Genomic DNA, 17,352 nt, shown 5'->3' with positions numbered 1-17,352 from the left:
TTGCTACTTCTTGGTGGACAGATAGGCGATCGCAAGCACTGCACCGAGCGCGCCGACCAGCAGCAGCATCTCCCGCTGGTCGAGCGTCGAGACAGCACCAGCCTTCGGCGCGAGCAACTCGGTCAAGGGCTGCTTGCAGGCCGGGCAGCGAGTAACAGCGAACAAGTCGGCTCCAGTGATCGGCTTGCTGCAGCTCGGGCAAGTGCCAACGCGCTGGCCCGCTCGATCGGCGAAGGTTGACAGCGTGGCCAATTGCGCTCGTGCGGTCACTAGTTCGGCTTCGACGTCGGCCTTCTCAGCGGTGGTACGGGCCAGGTTCGCGAGCAGGTCGTTGATGGATTTCTCATCGGCGACCGCTTCAAGCCCGCGTCCGAGCAGATCCACCACTGCGCTGGTCAGCTTGGTGCCCCGCTCTGTGGCGTAGGTGTCGATCGCTTCCTTCATCGCGGTCGGGACCCGTGCGTAGATCGTCTCGGAGCTCATAGGCAAATCCTAACGTCGAGCGTTAGAAAACGCCAGAGAATGCCAGAGAATGCCAGGATTACTGCTGGGTCGCGCCACGTCGCAAACGAGGCACTGGGTCGGCCTTGTTGACTGCCGCGAGCGGCGGGGTGGCCGGCGACGACTCTGGCGCCTCGAACAGCCGTCCACCCGGCCGACCGCAAGTCCACAGAGGTTCCATGTCCAGTGCGCGACTGACGGAGACTCTCGACAGGCAAGAAGCTCCGTTACGGTGAGTAGCTGAAGTTGGGTGTGCATCAATCGGATCTTGATCCTGCGCGGCCTCCACGCAGATCATTCCGTCTGGGCAAGATCCGGGCAGAGGTCCCACCACGAGGCATCACGAGACGCAGAGGTCGCAGGTTCAAATCCTGTCCCCGCTACAACCCTTGGTGGCCCCTGCTTCGCGGCGGGGGCCTCTTGCGTCCGGGGGTTCTCCGCGTTCTTCGCGCTTGGCTTCGCCTTCGCTCCCCGTGGGGGAGCTGCGCTCCACCCACACCCCCTCAACCGCGTCCGGGGCGCTCTTCGTTGGAAAGGCGCTGTGACTCCATCCGGCCAGCCGGCTGGGCGATCGCGAATCCGCATCTGGTTCAGGTAGCCGGGTGCGGCTACGGGTCGTGATGTGCCGGGCGGTCGGCTTGGCATCGATGTCTGCCTATGGTAAAAATTGCACTGGCCGGCCTCCGCTTCGCAAGAAAGTTACCCCTCTGCTGCGAATCAGGAGATGCCCCATGCCTATGACCCTGCGCGCCGGGCGCCGCGTGCTCACTGTGTTGCTCGCCAGCTTTGGTGCGATCGCGATCGTCCTCGGTTTCGGGACGCCCGCGTTCGCTGTCAGTCACTCCAGCGCTGCCTCGCAGTTGCGTGCCGCTGGGATCAGCTGGACCTCCAGCGGCAACTGCAGCGACCGCAACAACGCCACCTGCACCTCGTTCGAGGGCATTCGGCAGGCCACGATCACCGGCATCATCACGTTCAAGCGGGCCAGCGGCTGCGCCGTCACCATCACCGCCGGCACGGAAACCGGTCACGCCGGTGGCACGTACAGCCACTGGAACGGCTACAAGCTCGACATCCAGAAGACCTCGTGCGTCAACGGCTACATCACCGGGCACTACGCCTACGTCGGATACATCCCCGGGTGGGGTTACCAGTACCAGGCCGCCTCGGGCAACCTCTACACCGACGAGGGCAACCACTGGGACATCCTCTACTACACCTGCGGCTGCTGACCCTCAGGCACGAGGGCCGGGACGCCCCGCGGGGCGTCCCGGCCCGGGCACCGTGGACAGGCCGCGGCGGGTCGCGGAGGAGGCGGTGACGGGGCAGGATCGGGGGTATGACGGAGTCGCGGCATGTCAGCACGCACATCGATCGGTCGGCGGCGGAGGTTTACGCCTATGCGTCGGATCCGAGGAACCTGCCGGCGTGGGCGCCGGGGTTGTTGAAGTCCGTCGAGCAGGTCGACGGACAATGGGTCGCCGAGTCGGACATGGGGCGGATCCTGCTGGACTGGGCGCCGGAGAATCCGTTCGGTGTCATGGATCACCACGTGACGGTGCCGTCGGGGCAGACGTTCTACAACCCGATGCGGGTGACGGTCGACGGTGACGGCAGCGAGGTCGTGTTCAGTGTGCGACGGCAGCCGGAGATGACCGACGAGGAGTTCGAGCGGGACTGTGGCGCGGTCCAGGCCGACCTCAACGCCCTGCGGGACATCCTGGAGCGTTAGGCCGACTCCCGGACGACCAGTTCGGTGGGGACGATGACGGCGGCGGGGCTCTCCCCGTCGATGAGACTCAGCAGCAGCCGGACCATTTCGGCGCTGATGCGGGGGTACGACTGGCGCACCGTCGTCAACGGCGGCTGGGTCGTCAGGGCGACCTGACTGTCGTCGAAGCCGCCGACCGCGACGTCCTCGGGGATGCGCTTGCCCGCGAGTTGCAGCACGGTGATGGCGCCGGCGGCCATGAGATCCGAGGCGACGAAGACCGCGTCCAGGTCCGGGGTCTGCGAGAGGAGGCGGCGCATCGCGGCCTCGCCGCCGGCGCGGGTGTAGTCGCCGTGGGCGATCAGGGCCGGGTCGGAGTCGCCGAGCGCCTCGCGGTAGCCGGCGAGGCGTTCGATGCCGCCGGGGGTGTCGAGGGGGCCGGTGATCGTGGCGATCCGGCGGCGGCCGGTGGAGCGCAGGTATTCGACCATCTGCCGGGCGCCGTCGCGGTCGTCGGCGGCGACGTAGGCGGCCTGCCGCTCGTAGCCGAGGGGCTTGCCGCACGCGACGACCGGCAGGCCGCGGCTGAGCAGCTCCGGGATGAGCGGGTTGCCGCTGTGGGTGGAGACGAGCAGGGCGCCGTCGACGTGGCCGCCGGTCAGGTAGCGGCCGAGGCGCTTGCGGTCCTCGAGGCTGCTGGCGAGGGTCAGCAGCAGGGTGATGTCGTGCTTCGCGAGGGCCTGGGTGCAGCCGTGCAGCAGGACGTTGAAGTTGGGGTCCTCGAAGAGCCGGTCCTGCGGCTCGGACAGGATGAACGCGACCGACTGCGAGCGCTGCGTGACGAGGCTGCGGGCGTGCTGGTTCACGACGTAGCCGGTCTTGCGCATGGCCTTCTCGACCGCCTCCTGGGCGGCGTCGCTGACGTCGCGGCCGCCGTTGAGGACGCGGGAGACGGTGCCCCTGGACACCCCGGCCGCCGCCGCCACATCGTTGATGGTGGGACGGCGGGCGGGGCGGCGACGCGGTTCGGGCACGACGACATTGTGCACCAGCGCTAGCCCTTGACCGCTCCGGACAGCAGGTCGACCCGCCAGTACCGCTGCAGCGTCAGGAAGAGCACGACCAGCGGCAGGATCGACAGCAGCGCCCCGGTGACGACCAGGGTGTAGAGCGCGGGCGTGGTGTTGCCCTGGTTGAGCATCGTGTAGAGCCCGACGGTGACGGGGAACCGGTCGTCGGAGGTGAGCATGATGAACGGCAGCAGGAAGTTGTTCCAGATCGCGACGAACTGGAACAGGAACACGGTGACCAGTCCGGGGACCATCGACGGGGCCGCGATGCTGGCGAAGATCCGCAGTTCGCCGGCGCCGTCGGCGCGGGCCGCCTCGATGAGCGAGTCGGGCACCGCGGCGGCCGCGTAGATCCGGGCGAGGTAGATGCCGTAGGGGCTCAGCACGCTCGGCAGCAGCACCGACAGGTAGCTGTCGGTGAGCTGGAACTTCGCCAGCAGCAGATACTGCGGGATCGCCAGGACCACGGCCGGCACGAGGACCCCGGCGAGCAGGACGTTGAAGACCACCGAGCGGCCCGGGAAGCGGTACTTGGCGAGGGTGTACCCGGTGAGCCCGGACACCGCGGTCGACAGCAGCGCCCCCACGCCGGCGTAGAGGGCCGTGTTGAGGATCCACCGCCAGTACATGCCGGACTGGTAGCTCGACAGCTCGCCGATGTTGTCCAGCAGCGCGGTGCCGGGGGCGAGGGTGAAGCTGTGGAACAGCTCCGCGTTGGTCTTCGACGCGGCGGTGACCACCCACACGATCGGCAGCAGGCAGTAGAGCGCCCCGATCAGCAGCACCGCCGTCGGCAGTGTGAAGAAGCGCGGCTTCACTGCTCGGATCCGAACGCGCGGCGCTGCACCAGTTGCAGGAAGCCGAACGAGAACACCAGCGTGACCAGGGCGAGCACGACCGAGGCGGCGGCCGCCGAGTGGATGTCGTCGCGGGCGAAGGCATCCTGGTAGATCTTCATCAGCGGGGTCCAGTTCGACGGGAGGGCGTTCGTCAGCGGGCGCAGCGTCGTCGGCTCGCTGAACACCTGGAGGGTGGCGATGAGCGAGAAGACGAAGGTCATGATCAGCGCGGGCATCAACATCGGGATCTTGATCCGCCAGGCGATCTGCGCCTCGGTGGCGCCGTCGAGGCGGGCGGCCTCGTACATCTCGGTCGGCACCGCCCGCAGCGCGGTGTAGATCACGATCATGTTGAACCCGGTGCCGCCCCACACGGCGATGTTCGCGATGGAAAAGTAGATGCTGGTGGGGCCGAGCAGGTTCACCGGGTCGCCGCCCGCCTGGACCAGCAGCCACTGGCCGGGGCCGACCGACGGCAGGTAGATGAACCCCCACATGAGGCTGGCGATGACGGCCGGCACCGCGTAGGGCAGGAAGATCGCGATCCGGGAGAACCGCCGGGCCCGGGCCCGGGGCAGGTCCAGCAGCAGCGCGAAGAGCAGCGCGAGGCCGAGCATCGTCGGCACGAGCAGCCCGCCGTAGATGAGCACCCGCACCGCGCTGCGCCAGAACTCGTCGTCGTCCAGCACGGCCCGGTAGTTCGCCAGGCCGGCGAAGGACTCGCTGCGGGCGGCGGCGCCGAGCCCCAGCCCGGTCACCTTCGCCCGGCGCAGCGACAGGTAGACGGTGTAGCCGATGGGCACGACCATGAAGACGGCGAAGAGCACGATGGCCGGGCTGAGGAAGGCGTACGGCACCCGGGCGGGCGCCGTACGCGTCGGACGTCGTGTCATCCCGAGACCTTGAAGCCGTTCTTCTTCAGGTCGTCGACGGTGGCCTTCTGCATCTGGTCCACGGCCGGACCGAAGGCGGTCCTACCGGTAATGGCCTTGGCGAAGGCGTCCTTGTACGTGGCGTAGGTGACGTTCACGTTCGGGCCCCACGTGACGCCGGCGGCGGTGCCCGCGAACTGCTGGGCGAGGGTGTAGAACTCGGGCTGGTTGCTGAAGAACGCCGGCGGCTTGGCGAGGGCCCCGCCGGACTGCGCGGCGGTCGCGGCCGGGTAGATGCCGCCCTCGGTGATCAGGCCGGTGACGGCGGCCGGGTCGGTGTTGAGCCACACGGCGAACTGGGTGGCCTGCGCGATGTGCTTGCTCTTCGCGGCCACGGCGGTGGACGAGCCGCCCCAGCTGCCGGTCTTGTGCTCGCCGGCGGTCCACTGCGGCAGCTCGGCGATGGCCCACTTGCCCGCCGTGTCGGGTGCGTTGCCGGCCAGGACGCCCGGGCCCCAGACCGCGCTCGGCCAGGCGATCAGGGTGCCGTCGTTGAGTGCCTTGTTCCATTCGGGGGTGTACATCGGCTGGCTGTCGACGTCACCCGCGGCGACGAGGCCGCTCCAGTAGTCGGCGAGCTTCCTGGTCGCCGGGTCGTCGACGTGCACCGACCAGGTGTCGCCGCTGACGCCGAACCACTGGGCGCCGGCCTGCTGGGCGAGGCCGGCGAACCAGCCGGGGTCACCGGCGGAGAACGTGGTCAGGCGGCGCTTCGGGTCCTTCTGCTTCACCTGCTTGGCGACCTGCGCGAACTCGTCCCAGGTCGTGGGGACCTGCAGGCCGAGGTCTTTGAACAGGTCGGCGCGGTAGTACAGCATCATCGGCCCGGAGTCCTGCGGGATCGCGTAGACCGCGTCGGTGCCGAGCGTGATCGTGCTCCACACGCCGGGCGCGAACTTCGATTTGGCGTCGCCGGCGTGCTTGGTGAGGTCGGCCGCGGCACCGTTGCTGACCAGGGTCGGCAGCGCCTGGTACTCGGCCTGGAAGAGGTCCGGCGGGTTGCCGGCCTTGTGGGCGGTGAGGACCTTCGTGACCTCCTCGTCGCCCTGCGCCTGCTTGCTGACGGTGACGTGGATGTCGGGGTGGGCGGTGTTCCACTGCGCCACGACCTTGTCGATGCCGGGCACCCAGGACCAGAAGGTCAGCTCGACCTTGCCGCCGGTCTCGGCGGCGTCACCGGAGCCGCAGGCGGAGGCGGAGGAGAGCAGGAGGGTGCCGGCCGTGGCCGCGAGCAGGAGTGCGCGGAACTTCGGCTTCATGAGGTCTCCAACTAAGCGATCGTCGTCGGGGGAAGACGGGGGTGAACGACCGTGAGCGCTCCCAGTTTTGGCTCGGTCCTGCACGGTGTCAAGACGTTGCGCATCCCCGAATTGAACGGGTAGAACATGCGATACTGATTCTGGGAACGTTCACGGTAAGCGGTAGGGAGCACGAGATGGGGCCGTATCCACGAGGGCTGGACGCGATCGCGTACGGCGGTGACTACGCCCCGGAGCAGTGGCCCGAGGAGATCTGGGCGCAGGACGTCGAGCTCATGCGGGTCGCCGGCGTCAACCTCGTCAGCATCGGCATCTTCAGCTGGGCGCTGATCGAGCCCGACGAAGGCCGCTACACGTTCGAGTGGCTCGACCGCGCCCTCGACCTGTTGCACGGCAACGGGATCCGGGTCGACCTGGCCACGCCGACGGCGGCGCCGCCGCCCTGGTTCGCGCACCGCCACCCCGGCGCCCGGCTGGTCGACCGCGCCGGGCACGTCCTCGGCCAGGGCGGCCGGCAGAGCTTCTGCCCCAGCTCGCCGGACTACGCCCGGGCCTCCGCCGCCGTCGCCGAGCAGCTCGGCCGGCGGTACGGCGCGCACCCGGCCGTCGCGCTGTGGCACGTGCACAACGAGTTCGCCGGGGTCAACGCGCACTGCTACTGCGACACGTGCGCGGCCGCCTTCCGGGAGTGGCTGCGGGACCGGCACGGCGACCTGGCGACGCTCAACGCGGCGTGGGGCACCACGTTCTGGGGGCAGCGCTACGGCGACTGGGCCCAGATCGAGCCGCCGCGGATCGCGCCGACCGCGGTCAACCCCGCCCAGCAGCTGGACTACCTGCGCTTCTGCTCCGACACGCACCTGGCCAACTACCGGCGCGAGCGCGACGCACTCCGGCGGCACTCGCCGGGCGTACCGATCACGACCAACTTCATGATCGCCAACTGCAAGTGGCTGGACTACTGGAAGTGGGCCGGCGAGGTCGACATCGTCGCCAACGACCACTACCTGGACGCCGCCCGCGAGGACCGGCACGTCGAGCTGGCCATGTGCGCCGACCTCACCCGCAGCCTCGCCGGCGGCGAGCCGTGGCTGCTGATGGAGCACTCGACGGGGGCGGTCAACTGGCAGCCGCGCAACATCGCCAAGCGCCCCGGCGAGCTGGCCCGCAACAGCCTGTCCCACGTGGCCCGCGGCGCCGACGGGGTGCTGTTCTTCCAGTGGCGGGCCTCGCGCTTCGGCGCGGAGAAGTTCCACTCGGCGATGCTGCCGCAGGGCGGCACCGGCACCCGGATCTGGCGCGAGGTCACCGAGCTCGGCGGGCGGCTGGCCGGGCTCGGCGCGCTGCGCGGCACCCGGGTCGCGGCCGACGTCGCCGTCGTCTGGGACTGGGAGTCGTGGTGGGCCCTGGAGCTGGAGTGGCGACCGTCGGTCGACCTGCGGTTCCGGGAGCGGGTCGAGGCCTACTACGGGCAGCTGTGGCGGGACCACCTGACCGTCGACTTCGTGCACCCCGAGGCCGACCTCGGCCGCTACCGCCTGGTGGTGGTGCCGACGCTGTACCTGACCACCGAGGCCGCCGCGAAGAACCTCGACGCCTACGTGACCGGCGGCGGGACGCTGCTGGTGTCGTACTTCTCCGGCGTGGTCGACGCCAACGACACCGTGCCCGACGGCCCGTATCCAGGCGCGCTGCGCGACCTGCTCGGCCTCACCGTCGAGGAGTTCCTGCCGCTGCGGGCCGGCGAACGCGTCGCGCTCAGCGACGGCTCCACCTGCGACGTCTGGGCCGAGGACGTCGTCGTCACCGGCGCGGAGACGGTGCTGCGCTACGTCGACGGACCGGCGCCGGGCGGCCCCGCCGTCACCCGGCACGCGCACGGGCGCGGCACCGCCTGGTATGTCTCCACCCGCCTCGCCGAGGAGGATCTCGCGCGGCTGATGCGGCAGGTGTACGACGGTGCCGGGCTGGACGCGCGACCAGACCTGCCGGACACCGTCGAGCTGGTGCGCCGACCACCGTTCCGGTTCGCGATCAACCACGGCACGACCCCGGTCGACGTGCACGGTGTCACCGTCGAGGCCGGCGCCGTCGCCGTGGTCGAGGAGGGGTGACGTGCTCACCGATCTGCGCCGCGCCCAGATCCTCGCCGACGCCCGGGCGCAGGGCGGCGTCAGCCTGCGGGAGCTGAGCCACCGGTTCGAGGTGTCCATCCCGACGATCCGCCGCGACCTGTCCGCCCTCGCCGACCAGGGTCTGGTCCAGCGGGTGCACGGGGGTGCGGTCGTGGTGCGCGCCCGGGCGGAGCGCGGCCCGGTCAGGATGCGCACCGCCGTGACCCACGCGCCGGTTCCCGCTGCGGGGGGTGCTGCGGCGCCGCCCGCCGGCGAGGTCTTCGTGGCGCGGCCGGTGCTGGCGCCGGAAGAGGCCGCGGCGCTGGTGATGCCCGGGATGGCGGTCGGCATAGCGGGCGGCTGGGCGGCGGTCCGGCTGGCGGAGCTGATCGACGGGGTGGCCGACCTGACCGTGGTGACGCCGGTCGTCGCCGTCGCCGCGGCGATCCGCAACCCCGCGACGGTCGTCGTGCTGGTCGGCGGGGTCCGCACCCCCAGCGGCAGCCACGCCGGCCCGCTGACCCAGGCGACCCTCGCCGCCCTCAACCTCGACCTCGCGGCGGTGGAACGTTCGGACCCGGCGACGACCGGTGACGCCCTGGCCGCCCAGACCGACCTGGCCCTGGTCCAGCGCGCCACCGCCGCCGTGTTCGTCCAGGGCGCTACGGGGTCCAGACCACGTTCGGGTTGACCTGGCCGGTCCAGTTGAAGACCGCCATGTTGTCCCACTGGTTGCCGGTGCCGTTGATGTTCGCCGGGTCCCAGCCGTTGCCGGGGACCGCATACCAGGTGGGCTCCCAGTAGAAGACCCCGATCGCGCCGGCGCCGCGGGCGGTGTTCTGCACGGCGGTGAAGTTGGCCGCCTGCCCGGCCCAGGTCGCCGGGTAGCCGGAGCACGTGCTGCCCACCGAGTTGGCCTCGCCGTCGGCGTTGGCCGAGGTGAACGGATACGCGGTCTCCGCGAGCACGACCGGCTTGCCGTAGCGGGTGCGCACGTCGGTGATGACCGTGGCCAGGTTCGACAGCGTGCCGTGCCACATGCAGTAGTACGACAGCCCGGTGAGGTCCCAGGCGACACCCTTGGCGGTGATGCCGTCGTAGAACCAGCGGGCGTTGGCCTGGCTGTCGGCGTCGGCCGTGTGGATGATGACCTTGGTGGCGCTGTTGCACGCCTTGGTCGCGTTGTAACCGGCCTTCAGCAGCAGGCTGAGGTTGGTGAAGTTGTTGTTGACGACCTTGCCGTCGTTCCACAGCATGCCGACGTTGATCTCGTTGCCGATCTGCACGCTGTCCGGCGTGGTGCCCTGCGCCTTGAGCGCGGTGCAGACGTTGTACGTGTAGTTGTAGACGTCAGTCTGCAGCGCCGCGATGCCGTGGCTCGCCCACGCCGCCGGCTTGTACTGCTTGCCCGGGTCGGCCCAGGTGTCGGAGTAGTGGAAGTCGACCATCAGCGCGAGGCCCTTGGCCTTGACCCGCTTGGCGTCGATCAGCACCTTCGCGAGGTTGTTGTAGCCGCTGGCGGGGTTGTTCCAGATCCGGAGCCGGGCGTAGTTGACGCCGGCGCCCTTGAGCACGTCGAGCGGGTCGGCGGCGGCGCCGGCCGCGGTGTAGTACCTGGCGCCCAGGTCGAGGCTGCGCTGCAGGGACGAGACGTCCGCGCCGCGCATGGTGAGGGTGGTGGCCGCGGTGGCGGGCGCGGCCGGGGTCAGCGCTGGGGCGGCGGCGCCCAGCAGGAGCGCGCCCATGAGGGCGGCCAGGCGGGGACTTCTGCGCACGGGAACTCCTTCGGGGTGATGTTCCGTGAACGCTCCCAGTCTCAATTCGGCCATCTACATGTGTCAAGGATCCACGTGGCGCGCTGATTCCGGGAGCGCTCACGGAGTAACGACACACGGACCCGCCGCAGGGCGGGTCCGTGTGTGCGAGGGTGCTCAGGCCTTGGAGGTGGCGTCCTGCAGGGTCGCAGCCAGGGCGAGATAGCGCGTGGCGATGGTGTCCCAGTCGGTGCCGGCGGTGCGCCGCAGGCCTTCGGCGCGCATGCCCGCCACCAGGTCCGGGTCGGTGAGCAGCCGCTTGAGCGCGGCACCGATCGCGGCGCCGTCGCGGTGCGGCACGAGCAGGCCCGCGCCGGTGCCGAGCAGCTCCACCGCGTGCTGGAACTTGGTCGCGATGACGGGCTTGCCCGCCGCGACCGCCTCGTGCAGCACGCCGGAGGACACCTGGTCGGTCGTGTCGTAGGGCAGGACCACGACGTCGGCCCGGTCGACCAGGCGGGCGAGCGCCGACGGGTCCGCATACGAGCGCTCGAACCTGACCAGGTCCGCCACGCCGAACGCCCGGACCTTCTTGTACAGCCCCAGCCGGTAGGACTCGCCCTCCTCGGCGAGCACCTTCGGATGGGTCTGGCCCGAGATCACATACCGCGGGCGCGGCGAGAGATGCCTGACCTCGCGCATCCCGGCGATGGCCCACTCCACGCCCTTGCCCGGGCCGAGCAGCCCCCAGGTGAGGACCATCGGCTCCCCGGACGAGCTGATCGTGCGGATCGCCGGCTGCACCAGCGCACCGTGCGGGATGACGTGCACCTTGCCCGGGTCGACCGTGTAGGTCTCGTGCAGGCGCGTCCTGGCCGACTCGGTCGTGATGACCACCGCGCCGGCGAGCGACGCCACGGTCTCCAGGACCCACTGCTGGTGCGGGGTCGGCCGGCGCAGCACGGTGTGCAGCACGATGATGCTGGGCGAGCGGAGCCGGTGCAGCAGGTCGAGCACGCCGTCGCCGTCGTTGCCGTCGAAGATGCCGTACTCATGGTTGACGATCACCACGTCGTGCCGGTCCAGCGCGGCGGCGGCGACCTCGGCGGAGCCGGCCGCGTTGGCCTGCAGGTGGGCGATCACCTCGGGCCGGTCGGTGAAGGTCGGCGAGTCGACGACCCGCACGACACCGACCCGGTCGACGCCCGCCGCGGCGGACAGCGCGGTGCTGAGCGCCCCCGCGAACGCGGCGACACCGCACTGGGTCGGCGGGTATGTGCTCAACAGGCCGAAGGACGTGTTCACCGCGCCCACCTTTCGTCGGCGGGCTCGGCGCCAGGGATGAAAATGGCCGGACCTTCCGGGGTCACGGTACACCCGCCGGCCGGAACGGTCCTCGTCCGGTTCCCTCGTTCTGGCCGTTAGGCGGCTTTTGCCGTGGTAGAGTGTGAAGCGTTGCAGTTTTGGTTTCCGCATACTTTGCCAGCGCCTGGGTGGGTATCAGATGCCCTGGGCGCTTTTTTGCGTTCCAGCCCTGTCTTGGGATGAGGGTAATCAGCCGCAGCGACGCGGCGTCCGCACGGTGTGGACGCCATCAACCTGCGAGGAGCATCAAATGACTGTCGGCACCGTGAAGTGGTTCAACGCCGAAAAGGGCTTCGGATTCATCACGCCGGACGGCGGCGGCGCGGACCTGTTCGCGCACTACTCGGCCATCGCCACGGGCGGCTTCCGCAGCCTCGAGGAGAACCAGCGGGTCGAGTTCGAGGTGACCCAGGGCGCCAAGGGCCCCCAGGCCTCGAACATCCGTCCCGTCTGACAGCACCACGCTGAAAGCTCACGCGCCCGCACCACGGGTGACGTGAGCTTTTTCGTGCCCGCGTGTGATGGGTTTTGTTTGATTCTTGGGCACATGTGAGCTGTTCCGTTCGGGAATGTTTCATGTTACGTTCCCGGAACCCGGACTCCACCCAAGTCCGTCGATGTTCACTGCCACGCCCGCCACCAGCGCGCGACCGACCGCCAACCGGCCGCGCGCCGGTTCCGCGTGCTCTTTCCCGCCAGAAGGAGTTCGATGCGTCATCTTCTCGCCCGTACCCTCGCCGCCCTGACCCTCGCATCATGTGCGCTGGTCACAGCCGGTACACCCGCCTCCGCCGTGGTGCCGAAGACGCCGCCGCTGACGACCCCGTGGACCAACCAGGTCTCCACCACGAACCCGCTGCCGGAATACCCCCGGCCGCAGATGACCCGCCCGGACTGGCAGTCGCTCAACGGCGAGTGGGAGTTCCTCAACCCCGCCACCGATGGCGCAGGCAATGTGAACCGCAACGCGGCGCCGCCGCTGGGCCAGACGCTGCCCGAGCGGATCCTGGTGCCCTACCCGGTCGAGTCGGCGCTGTCCGGCATCATGCGCAACGACAACCGGGACCTGATGTTCTACCGGCGCACGTTCACCGTGCCGGCCGGCTGGACCGGCCGCCGGGTCCAGCTGCACTTCGGCGCGGTGGACTACGAGGCCACCGTCTGGGTCAACGGCGTGCAGGTGACCACCCACAAGGGCGGCTACGACCGGTTCGAGGTCGACATCACCCCGCAGCTCAACGGGGGCGTCAACGAGATCGTGGTCCGGGTGTACGACCCGACGGACGGCCGCGGCGAGAAGCAGCCGATCGGCAAGCAGACCAACAACCCGAGCGGCATCTTCTACACCCCGACGTCCGGGATCTGGCAGACGGTCTGGCTGGAGCCGACCCCCGTGTCGTCGATCTACTCGGTCGACATCTACGCCAACCTGGCCGGCAACACCGCCCGGGTCCGGGTGTTCACCCGCGGCGACGTCACCGGCCATACGGTCTTCGCCGAGGCGCTCAACGGTTCGACCGTCGTCGGCAGCGCCACCGGCGGGTTCACCGAGTTCACCGTGCCGGTGCCCAACGCGCGGCGCTGGTCGCCCGACGACCCGTTCCTCTACAACCTGCGGGTCTCGCTGCGCAATTCGAGCGGGGCGACCGTCGACCAGGTCGTCAGCTACTTCGGCATGCGGGAGATCGGCAAGAAGCTGGTCAACGGCGTGCTGCGGCCGACCCTCAACGGCGAGTTCATCTTCCAGGCCGGCACGCTCGACCAGGGCTTCTGGCCCGACGGGCTCTACACCGCGCCGACCGACGCCGCGCTCGCCTCCGACCTGCAGAAGCACAAGGACCTCGGCTTCAACATGGTCCGCAAGCACATCAAGGTCGAGCCCGCGCGCTGGTACTACCACGCCGACCGGCTCGGCCTGCTGGTGTGGCAGGACATCCCGTCGACCCAGGCGTTCGACGCGAACCGCACGCCGGCACAGATCGCGGAACTGGAGTCGGAGGCCCGGGAGATCATCGACGAGCACCGCTTCTCCCCCGCGGTCGTCACCTACGTGCCCTTCAACGAGGGCTGGGGTGAGTGGAACCTCGCTGACACTGCTCGGATCACCACGGATCTCAAGAACTACGACCCGACCCGCCTGATCAACCCGCACAGCGGCTACAACTGCTGCGCGTCCAAGGGCGATCCCGGCACCGGCGACATCATCGACTGGCACATCTACACGGGCCCGGACGCCCCGCTGCCGTCAGGCAACCGCGTCTCGGTGCTCGGTGAGTTCGGCGGCATCGGCCTGCGCTCCCCCGGCAACGAGTGGAGCCCGGACAACCAGTTCTTCGCCTACGAGCAGGTGTTCAGCAACGCGCAGCTCAACGACCGGTTCACCGGCATGATCCGGGACACGCAGGCGCTCATGACGACCAGGGGACTCTCGGCCTACGTGTACACCGAGATCACCGACGTCGAGGGCGAGTACAACGGCCTGCTCACCTACGACCGGCGGGTGCAGAAGGTCGACACCAACCTGGTCCGGGCGGCCAACACCAACCTGATCAACGCGTCGAAGAACCTCAACGCGGCGGTGCCGCTGACGCTCGGGCACGTCCGGTCGTTCCAGGTCACCACGGCCGGGCTGACGAACCGCTACCTGCGGCACTCGAACTCCTTCGCCCGCACCGACGTGCTCAGCTCCGCCGGCGCCGACGGGGCGCGGCAGGACGCGTCGTTCCGCACGGTGACCGGCCTGGCCGACCCGCGGTGCTCCTCGTTCGAGTCGGTCAACTTCCCCGGCCAGTACCTGCGGCACAGCAACCTGCGGGTCCGCATCGACGCCAACACCGGCGGCAGCTTCGCCGCGGACGCGACCTGGTGCAGCCGGCCCGGGCTGGCCGCCGGGGGCACGTCGTTCGAGTCGCTCAACTTCCCCGGCTCGTACATCCGCCACTACGCCGACAACGTCTACCTGGCCCGCAGCGGCGGCCCCAACGCGTGGGACACCGCGTCCGGCTTCGCCGCCGACGCGACCTGGAACACCGCGGTGCCGGCCCTGTGGCGCAGCTCGGTGCTCCTGCAGACCGACGTGCGCAAGTCGCTGCAGGTCACCACGTGGGGCTTCACCGACCGGTACCTGCGCCACGCCGACAGCCTCGCGTACACCGAGATCGTCAACGGTGGCAGCAGCGCGTTGCTGAAGGCCGACGCCACGTACACGGTCCGCCGGGGTCTCGCCGACTCGTCCTGCTACTCGTTCGAGTCGGTGAACTTCCCGGGCCAGTTCCTGCGGCACGCCGACAGCCGGGTCCGCAACGCGGTGAACGACGGCTCGGCGCTGTTCTCCGCCGACGCCACCTTCTGCGCCCGCCCGGGCATCGGCGGCACCGGCATCACCTTCGAGTCGATCAACATCGCGGGCGCATACCTGCGGCACTTCGAGTCGGCGGTGTACATCTCCGCCGGCAACGGCACCGGCTTCCAACGGCCGCAGGCGCTGAGCGCCGACAGCAGCTGGAACCTGGCTAACCCCTGGAGCCCGTGACCTGCTGAGTGAGGGCGGCGTCCTTCTCCGCCACCATCGTTCGCAACGCATCCTGGAAGTCGCGGACCTTCGCCCGCAGGGCCGGGTCCGCGGCGGCCAGGATGCGCACGGCCATGAGGCCGGCGTTGCGGGCGCCGCCGATCGCCATGGTGGCGACCGGGATGCCGGCCGGCATCTGCACGATCGACATCAGCGAGTCCATGCCGTCCAGGTACTTGAGCGGCACGGGGACGCCGATGACCGGCAGTGGGGTCACGGAGGCGACCATGCCGGGCAGGTGCGCCGCGCCGCCCGCGCCGGCGATGATGACCTTCAGCCCGCGGTCGGCGGCCTGGCCGGCGTAGTCGAGCATCAGGTGCGGCGTGCGGTGCGCGGACACGACCCGCACCTCATGGGCGATGCCGAACTCGTCCAGCGCCTCGGCGGCCAGGCGCATCACGGGCCAGTCCGAGTCGCTGCCCATGATGATGCCGACGTCGGTCAATGCTCATACCCTTCTTCGAGGATGCGGGCGGCCCTGGCGGCGCGCCGGCGGCAGTCTTCCAGGTCGTCGCCCAGGACCGTCACGTGGCCGATCTTGCGGCCGGGGCGGACCTGCTTGCCGTAGAGGTGGACCTTGGCGCCGGGCTCCTCGGCGAAGAGGTGGTGCAGCCGCTCGTCGATCGACATGCCGCCAGGTGCGCCGCCCAGCACATTGGCCATCACCACGGCCGGTGCGGTGAGCCGGGTGTCGCCCATCGGGTAGTCGAGCACGGCCCGCAGGTGCTGCTCGAACTGCGAGGTCCTGGCGCCCTCGATGGTCCAGTGCGCGGAGTTGTGCGGGCGCATCGCCAGCTCGTTGATCAGGATCCGGCCGTCGGTCGTCTCGAACAGCTCGACGGCGAGCACGCCGACCACGCCGAGGCGGGTGGCGAGGTCGATGGCGAGCCGCTGCGCCTCGATCGCGAGGTCCTCGTCCAGGTCCGGGGCGGGCGCGAGCACCTCGACGCAGATGCCGTCCTTCTGGACGGTCTCGACGACCGGGTAGGCGGCGACCTGGCCCAGCGGCGACCTGGCGACGACGGCGGCCAGCTCCCGCTTGAGCTGGACCCTTTCCTCGCCGATCAGGTCGGGATGGTCCGGGATGTCGTCTTGTGAGTTCGCCACGAAGACTCCGCGGCCGTCGTAGCCGCCGGTTGCGGTCTTCACGATGATCGGCCAGCCGACCTCGTCGCCGAAGGCCTTGATGTCCCCCGCCGTCCACCTGGGCACGGGGAAGCCCAGCTCGGCCAGGTGCGTGCGCATCTCGCGCTTGTTCTGGGCGAACCGCAGCGCGTCCGCGCCGGGCAGCAGGGTGACGCCCTCGGCGGCGAGGGTGCGGATGAGGTCGCCGGGCACGTGCTCGTGGTCGAAGGTGACCACGTCGCAGCCCTTCGCGAAGGCCCGGACCGCGTCGAGGTCGTCGTGCCGGCCGATGACCACGTCGGCGGCGACGAGCGCGGCCCCGTCGTCGGCGGAGACGGCGAGCACGCGCAGCGACTGGCCGAGGGCGATGGCGGCCTGGTGGGTCATGCGGGCCAGCTGGCCGCCGCCCACCATGCCCACGACGGGGAGTCCGGTTCGCGAGTCCATAGGCTGGTGAGCCTAACGTTTTCCGGTCGCGGCGCCCGCGTCGCGGGCGCCGCGACCGGCGCGGATCACACTGTGGGGCCTTGCTTGCGCAGTTCCTCCACCTGGGTCATGGCCTGGCGGAGCTCGGCCAGCCAGGACTCGGTGTGCTGGCCGACCAGCGCCACGCACCAGGCCAGGGCCTCGGATCGGGACCTGGCCACACCGGAGTCGACGAGCGTGTCCAGGACCTGCCGCTCCGCCTGCCGGAGGCGGGTCATCACCGGCGCGGAGAACGTGGTGAACAGCTCGCGGGTCTCGCCGACCCGCACGCCCCACGCCACCTTGCGCTGGTAACGCCGCTCCAACTGCTGCGCGATGCCGATCCGCTGGTCCCGGGTGGTCTCCCGGAACCCGGCGATGCGGCCCTGCTCGGCGGCGGCCCGGTCGCCGTCGCTCGCGTCGTCGGCCAGGGTGGGCTCGCTGAGCCGCCCGACGATGGTGATCTCGTCACGGTCGATGGTGATCTCGGCGGGCCCGGTGAACCAGCCCTCGGGCAGCGCGCCGCCGATCCAGGCGGGCGCGTCGGTGGCCGGCGGTGGCTGCTCGGCGCGGGGCCGCCATTCTCCTCGTCGCATGTGCTTACTCCCTTGCTCGCGTATCGCTGATTACACGATTACACCGTTAC

Annotated in this window: 16 protein-coding genes; 6 read left to right on the top strand and 10 right to left on the bottom strand. The window is 70.0% G+C overall.

The genetic code is table 11. The features are described 5' to 3' along the window. Positions 1 to 3: 3 nt before the first annotated feature. Positions 4 to 483, bottom strand: a complete 480-nt coding sequence (locus Dsi01nite_RS07305; RefSeq protein WP_203845264.1) for a hypothetical protein — start codon at positions 481 to 483, stop codon at positions 4 to 6. Positions 484 to 1,232: 749 nt separating this feature from the next. On the opposite strand from Dsi01nite_RS07305, the gene Dsi01nite_RS07300 reads away from it, so the two are divergent. Together Dsi01nite_RS07300 and Dsi01nite_RS07295 are read left to right on the top strand one after the other, a co-directional pair. Further along, positions 1,233 to 1,733: a hypothetical protein gene (locus Dsi01nite_RS07300; RefSeq protein WP_203845263.1), complete on the top strand. Its 501-nt coding sequence runs from the start codon at positions 1,233 to 1,235 to the stop codon at positions 1,731 to 1,733. Between the two features lie 107 nt (positions 1,734 to 1,840). Continuing rightward, complete coding sequence (locus tag Dsi01nite_RS07295) at positions 1,841 to 2,233, top strand: SRPBCC family protein (protein ID WP_203845262.1); 393 nt, start codon at positions 1,841 to 1,843, stop codon at positions 2,231 to 2,233. Here Dsi01nite_RS07295 and Dsi01nite_RS07290 read toward each other — a convergent pair. Genes Dsi01nite_RS07290 through Dsi01nite_RS07275 form a run of 4 tightly spaced genes read right to left on the bottom strand, consistent with a single transcriptional unit; the run spans position 2,230 to position 6,312 of the window. Next, the gene (locus Dsi01nite_RS07290) at positions 2,230 to 3,246 is read right to left on the bottom strand and encodes a LacI family DNA-binding transcriptional regulator (RefSeq protein ID WP_203845261.1); all 1,017 of its coding nucleotides are present in this window, start codon (positions 3,244 to 3,246) and stop codon (positions 2,230 to 2,232) included. The genes Dsi01nite_RS07295 and Dsi01nite_RS07290 overlap by 4 nt on opposite strands. Positions 3,247 to 3,266: 20 nt before the next feature. Then, positions 3,267 to 4,100, bottom strand: coding sequence for a carbohydrate ABC transporter permease (locus Dsi01nite_RS07285; RefSeq protein ID WP_239135745.1), 834 nt, complete (start codon positions 4,098 to 4,100; stop codon positions 3,267 to 3,269). Continuing rightward, on the bottom strand, positions 4,097 to 5,014 hold the full coding sequence (locus Dsi01nite_RS07280) for a carbohydrate ABC transporter permease (RefSeq protein ID WP_203845260.1): 918 nt from the start codon (positions 5,012 to 5,014) through the stop codon (positions 4,097 to 4,099). Before Dsi01nite_RS07280 ends, Dsi01nite_RS07285 begins: the two co-directional genes overlap by 4 nt. After that, a complete protein-coding gene (locus Dsi01nite_RS07275) occupies positions 5,011 to 6,312 on the bottom strand; it encodes an ABC transporter substrate-binding protein (protein ID WP_203845259.1) in 1,302 nt (433 codons plus the stop codon). The genes Dsi01nite_RS07280 and Dsi01nite_RS07275 overlap by 4 nt, the downstream gene beginning before the upstream one ends. 176 nt (positions 6,313 to 6,488) lie before the next feature. Here Dsi01nite_RS07275 and Dsi01nite_RS07270 point away from each other — a divergent pair, with 176 nt between their 5' ends. Together Dsi01nite_RS07270 and Dsi01nite_RS58260 are read left to right on the top strand one after the other, a co-directional pair. After that, entirely contained in the window at positions 6,489 to 8,426 is a 1,938-nt protein-coding gene (locus tag Dsi01nite_RS07270) for a beta-galactosidase (RefSeq protein WP_203845258.1), read from the top strand. Position 8,427: 1 nt separating this feature from the next. Further along, the gene (locus Dsi01nite_RS58260) at positions 8,428 to 9,117 is read left to right on the top strand and encodes a DeoR family transcriptional regulator (protein ID WP_203845257.1); all 690 of its coding nucleotides are present in this window, start codon (positions 8,428 to 8,430) and stop codon (positions 9,115 to 9,117) included. On the opposite strand, the gene Dsi01nite_RS07260 is transcribed toward Dsi01nite_RS58260, so the two are convergent. Both Dsi01nite_RS07260 and Dsi01nite_RS07255 read right to left on the bottom strand, forming a co-directional pair. After that, positions 9,089 to 10,171, bottom strand: a complete 1,083-nt coding sequence (locus tag Dsi01nite_RS07260; RefSeq protein WP_203845373.1) for a glycoside hydrolase family 53 protein — start codon at positions 10,169 to 10,171, stop codon at positions 9,089 to 9,091. The two genes, Dsi01nite_RS58260 and Dsi01nite_RS07260, sit on opposite strands and share 29 nt — an antisense overlap. 186 nt (positions 10,172 to 10,357) lie before the next feature. Beyond that, a complete protein-coding gene (locus Dsi01nite_RS07255; RefSeq protein ID WP_203845256.1) occupies positions 10,358 to 11,485 on the bottom strand; it encodes a glycosyltransferase in 1,128 nt (375 codons plus the stop codon). Between the two features lie 310 nt (positions 11,486 to 11,795). Between Dsi01nite_RS07255 and Dsi01nite_RS07250 the strand changes: the two genes are divergently transcribed. Together Dsi01nite_RS07250 and Dsi01nite_RS07245 are read left to right on the top strand one after the other, a co-directional pair. After that, entirely contained in the window at positions 11,796 to 11,999 is a 204-nt protein-coding gene (locus Dsi01nite_RS07250; RefSeq protein WP_203845255.1) for a cold-shock protein, read from the top strand. A gap of 255 nt (positions 12,000 to 12,254) precedes the next feature. Then, entirely contained in the window at positions 12,255 to 15,077 is a 2,823-nt protein-coding gene (locus Dsi01nite_RS07245; protein WP_239135744.1) for an AbfB domain-containing protein, read from the top strand. On the opposite strand, the gene purE is transcribed toward Dsi01nite_RS07245, so the two are convergent. From purE to abmR, 3 genes are all read right to left on the bottom strand, one after another. Next, positions 15,058 to 15,561, bottom strand: a complete 504-nt coding sequence (purE, locus tag Dsi01nite_RS07240) for a 5-(carboxyamino)imidazole ribonucleotide mutase (protein ID WP_203845254.1) — start codon at positions 15,559 to 15,561, stop codon at positions 15,058 to 15,060. The two genes, Dsi01nite_RS07245 and purE, sit on opposite strands and share 20 nt — an antisense overlap. Beyond that, positions 15,558 to 16,688 (bottom strand): 5-(carboxyamino)imidazole ribonucleotide synthase, encoded by a 1,131-nt coding sequence (locus Dsi01nite_RS07235; protein ID WP_203845253.1) that lies wholly within the window; start codon positions 16,686 to 16,688, stop codon positions 15,558 to 15,560. The genes purE and Dsi01nite_RS07235 overlap by 4 nt, the downstream gene beginning before the upstream one ends. A gap of 65 nt (positions 16,689 to 16,753) precedes the next feature. After that, positions 16,754 to 17,302: an ATP-binding transcription factor AbmR gene (abmR, locus tag Dsi01nite_RS07230; protein ID WP_203845252.1), complete on the bottom strand. Its 549-nt coding sequence runs from the start codon at positions 17,300 to 17,302 to the stop codon at positions 16,754 to 16,756. Positions 17,303 to 17,352 lie beyond the last annotated feature (50 nt).

The sequence above is a fragment of the Dactylosporangium siamense genome, from assembly GCF_016862795.1.
GTDB lineage: Bacteria > Actinomycetota > Actinomycetes > Mycobacteriales > Micromonosporaceae > Dactylosporangium > Dactylosporangium siamense.
The sequence above is the reverse complement of the archived record's forward strand: the minus strand, read 5'-3'. Positions and strand labels throughout refer to the sequence as shown.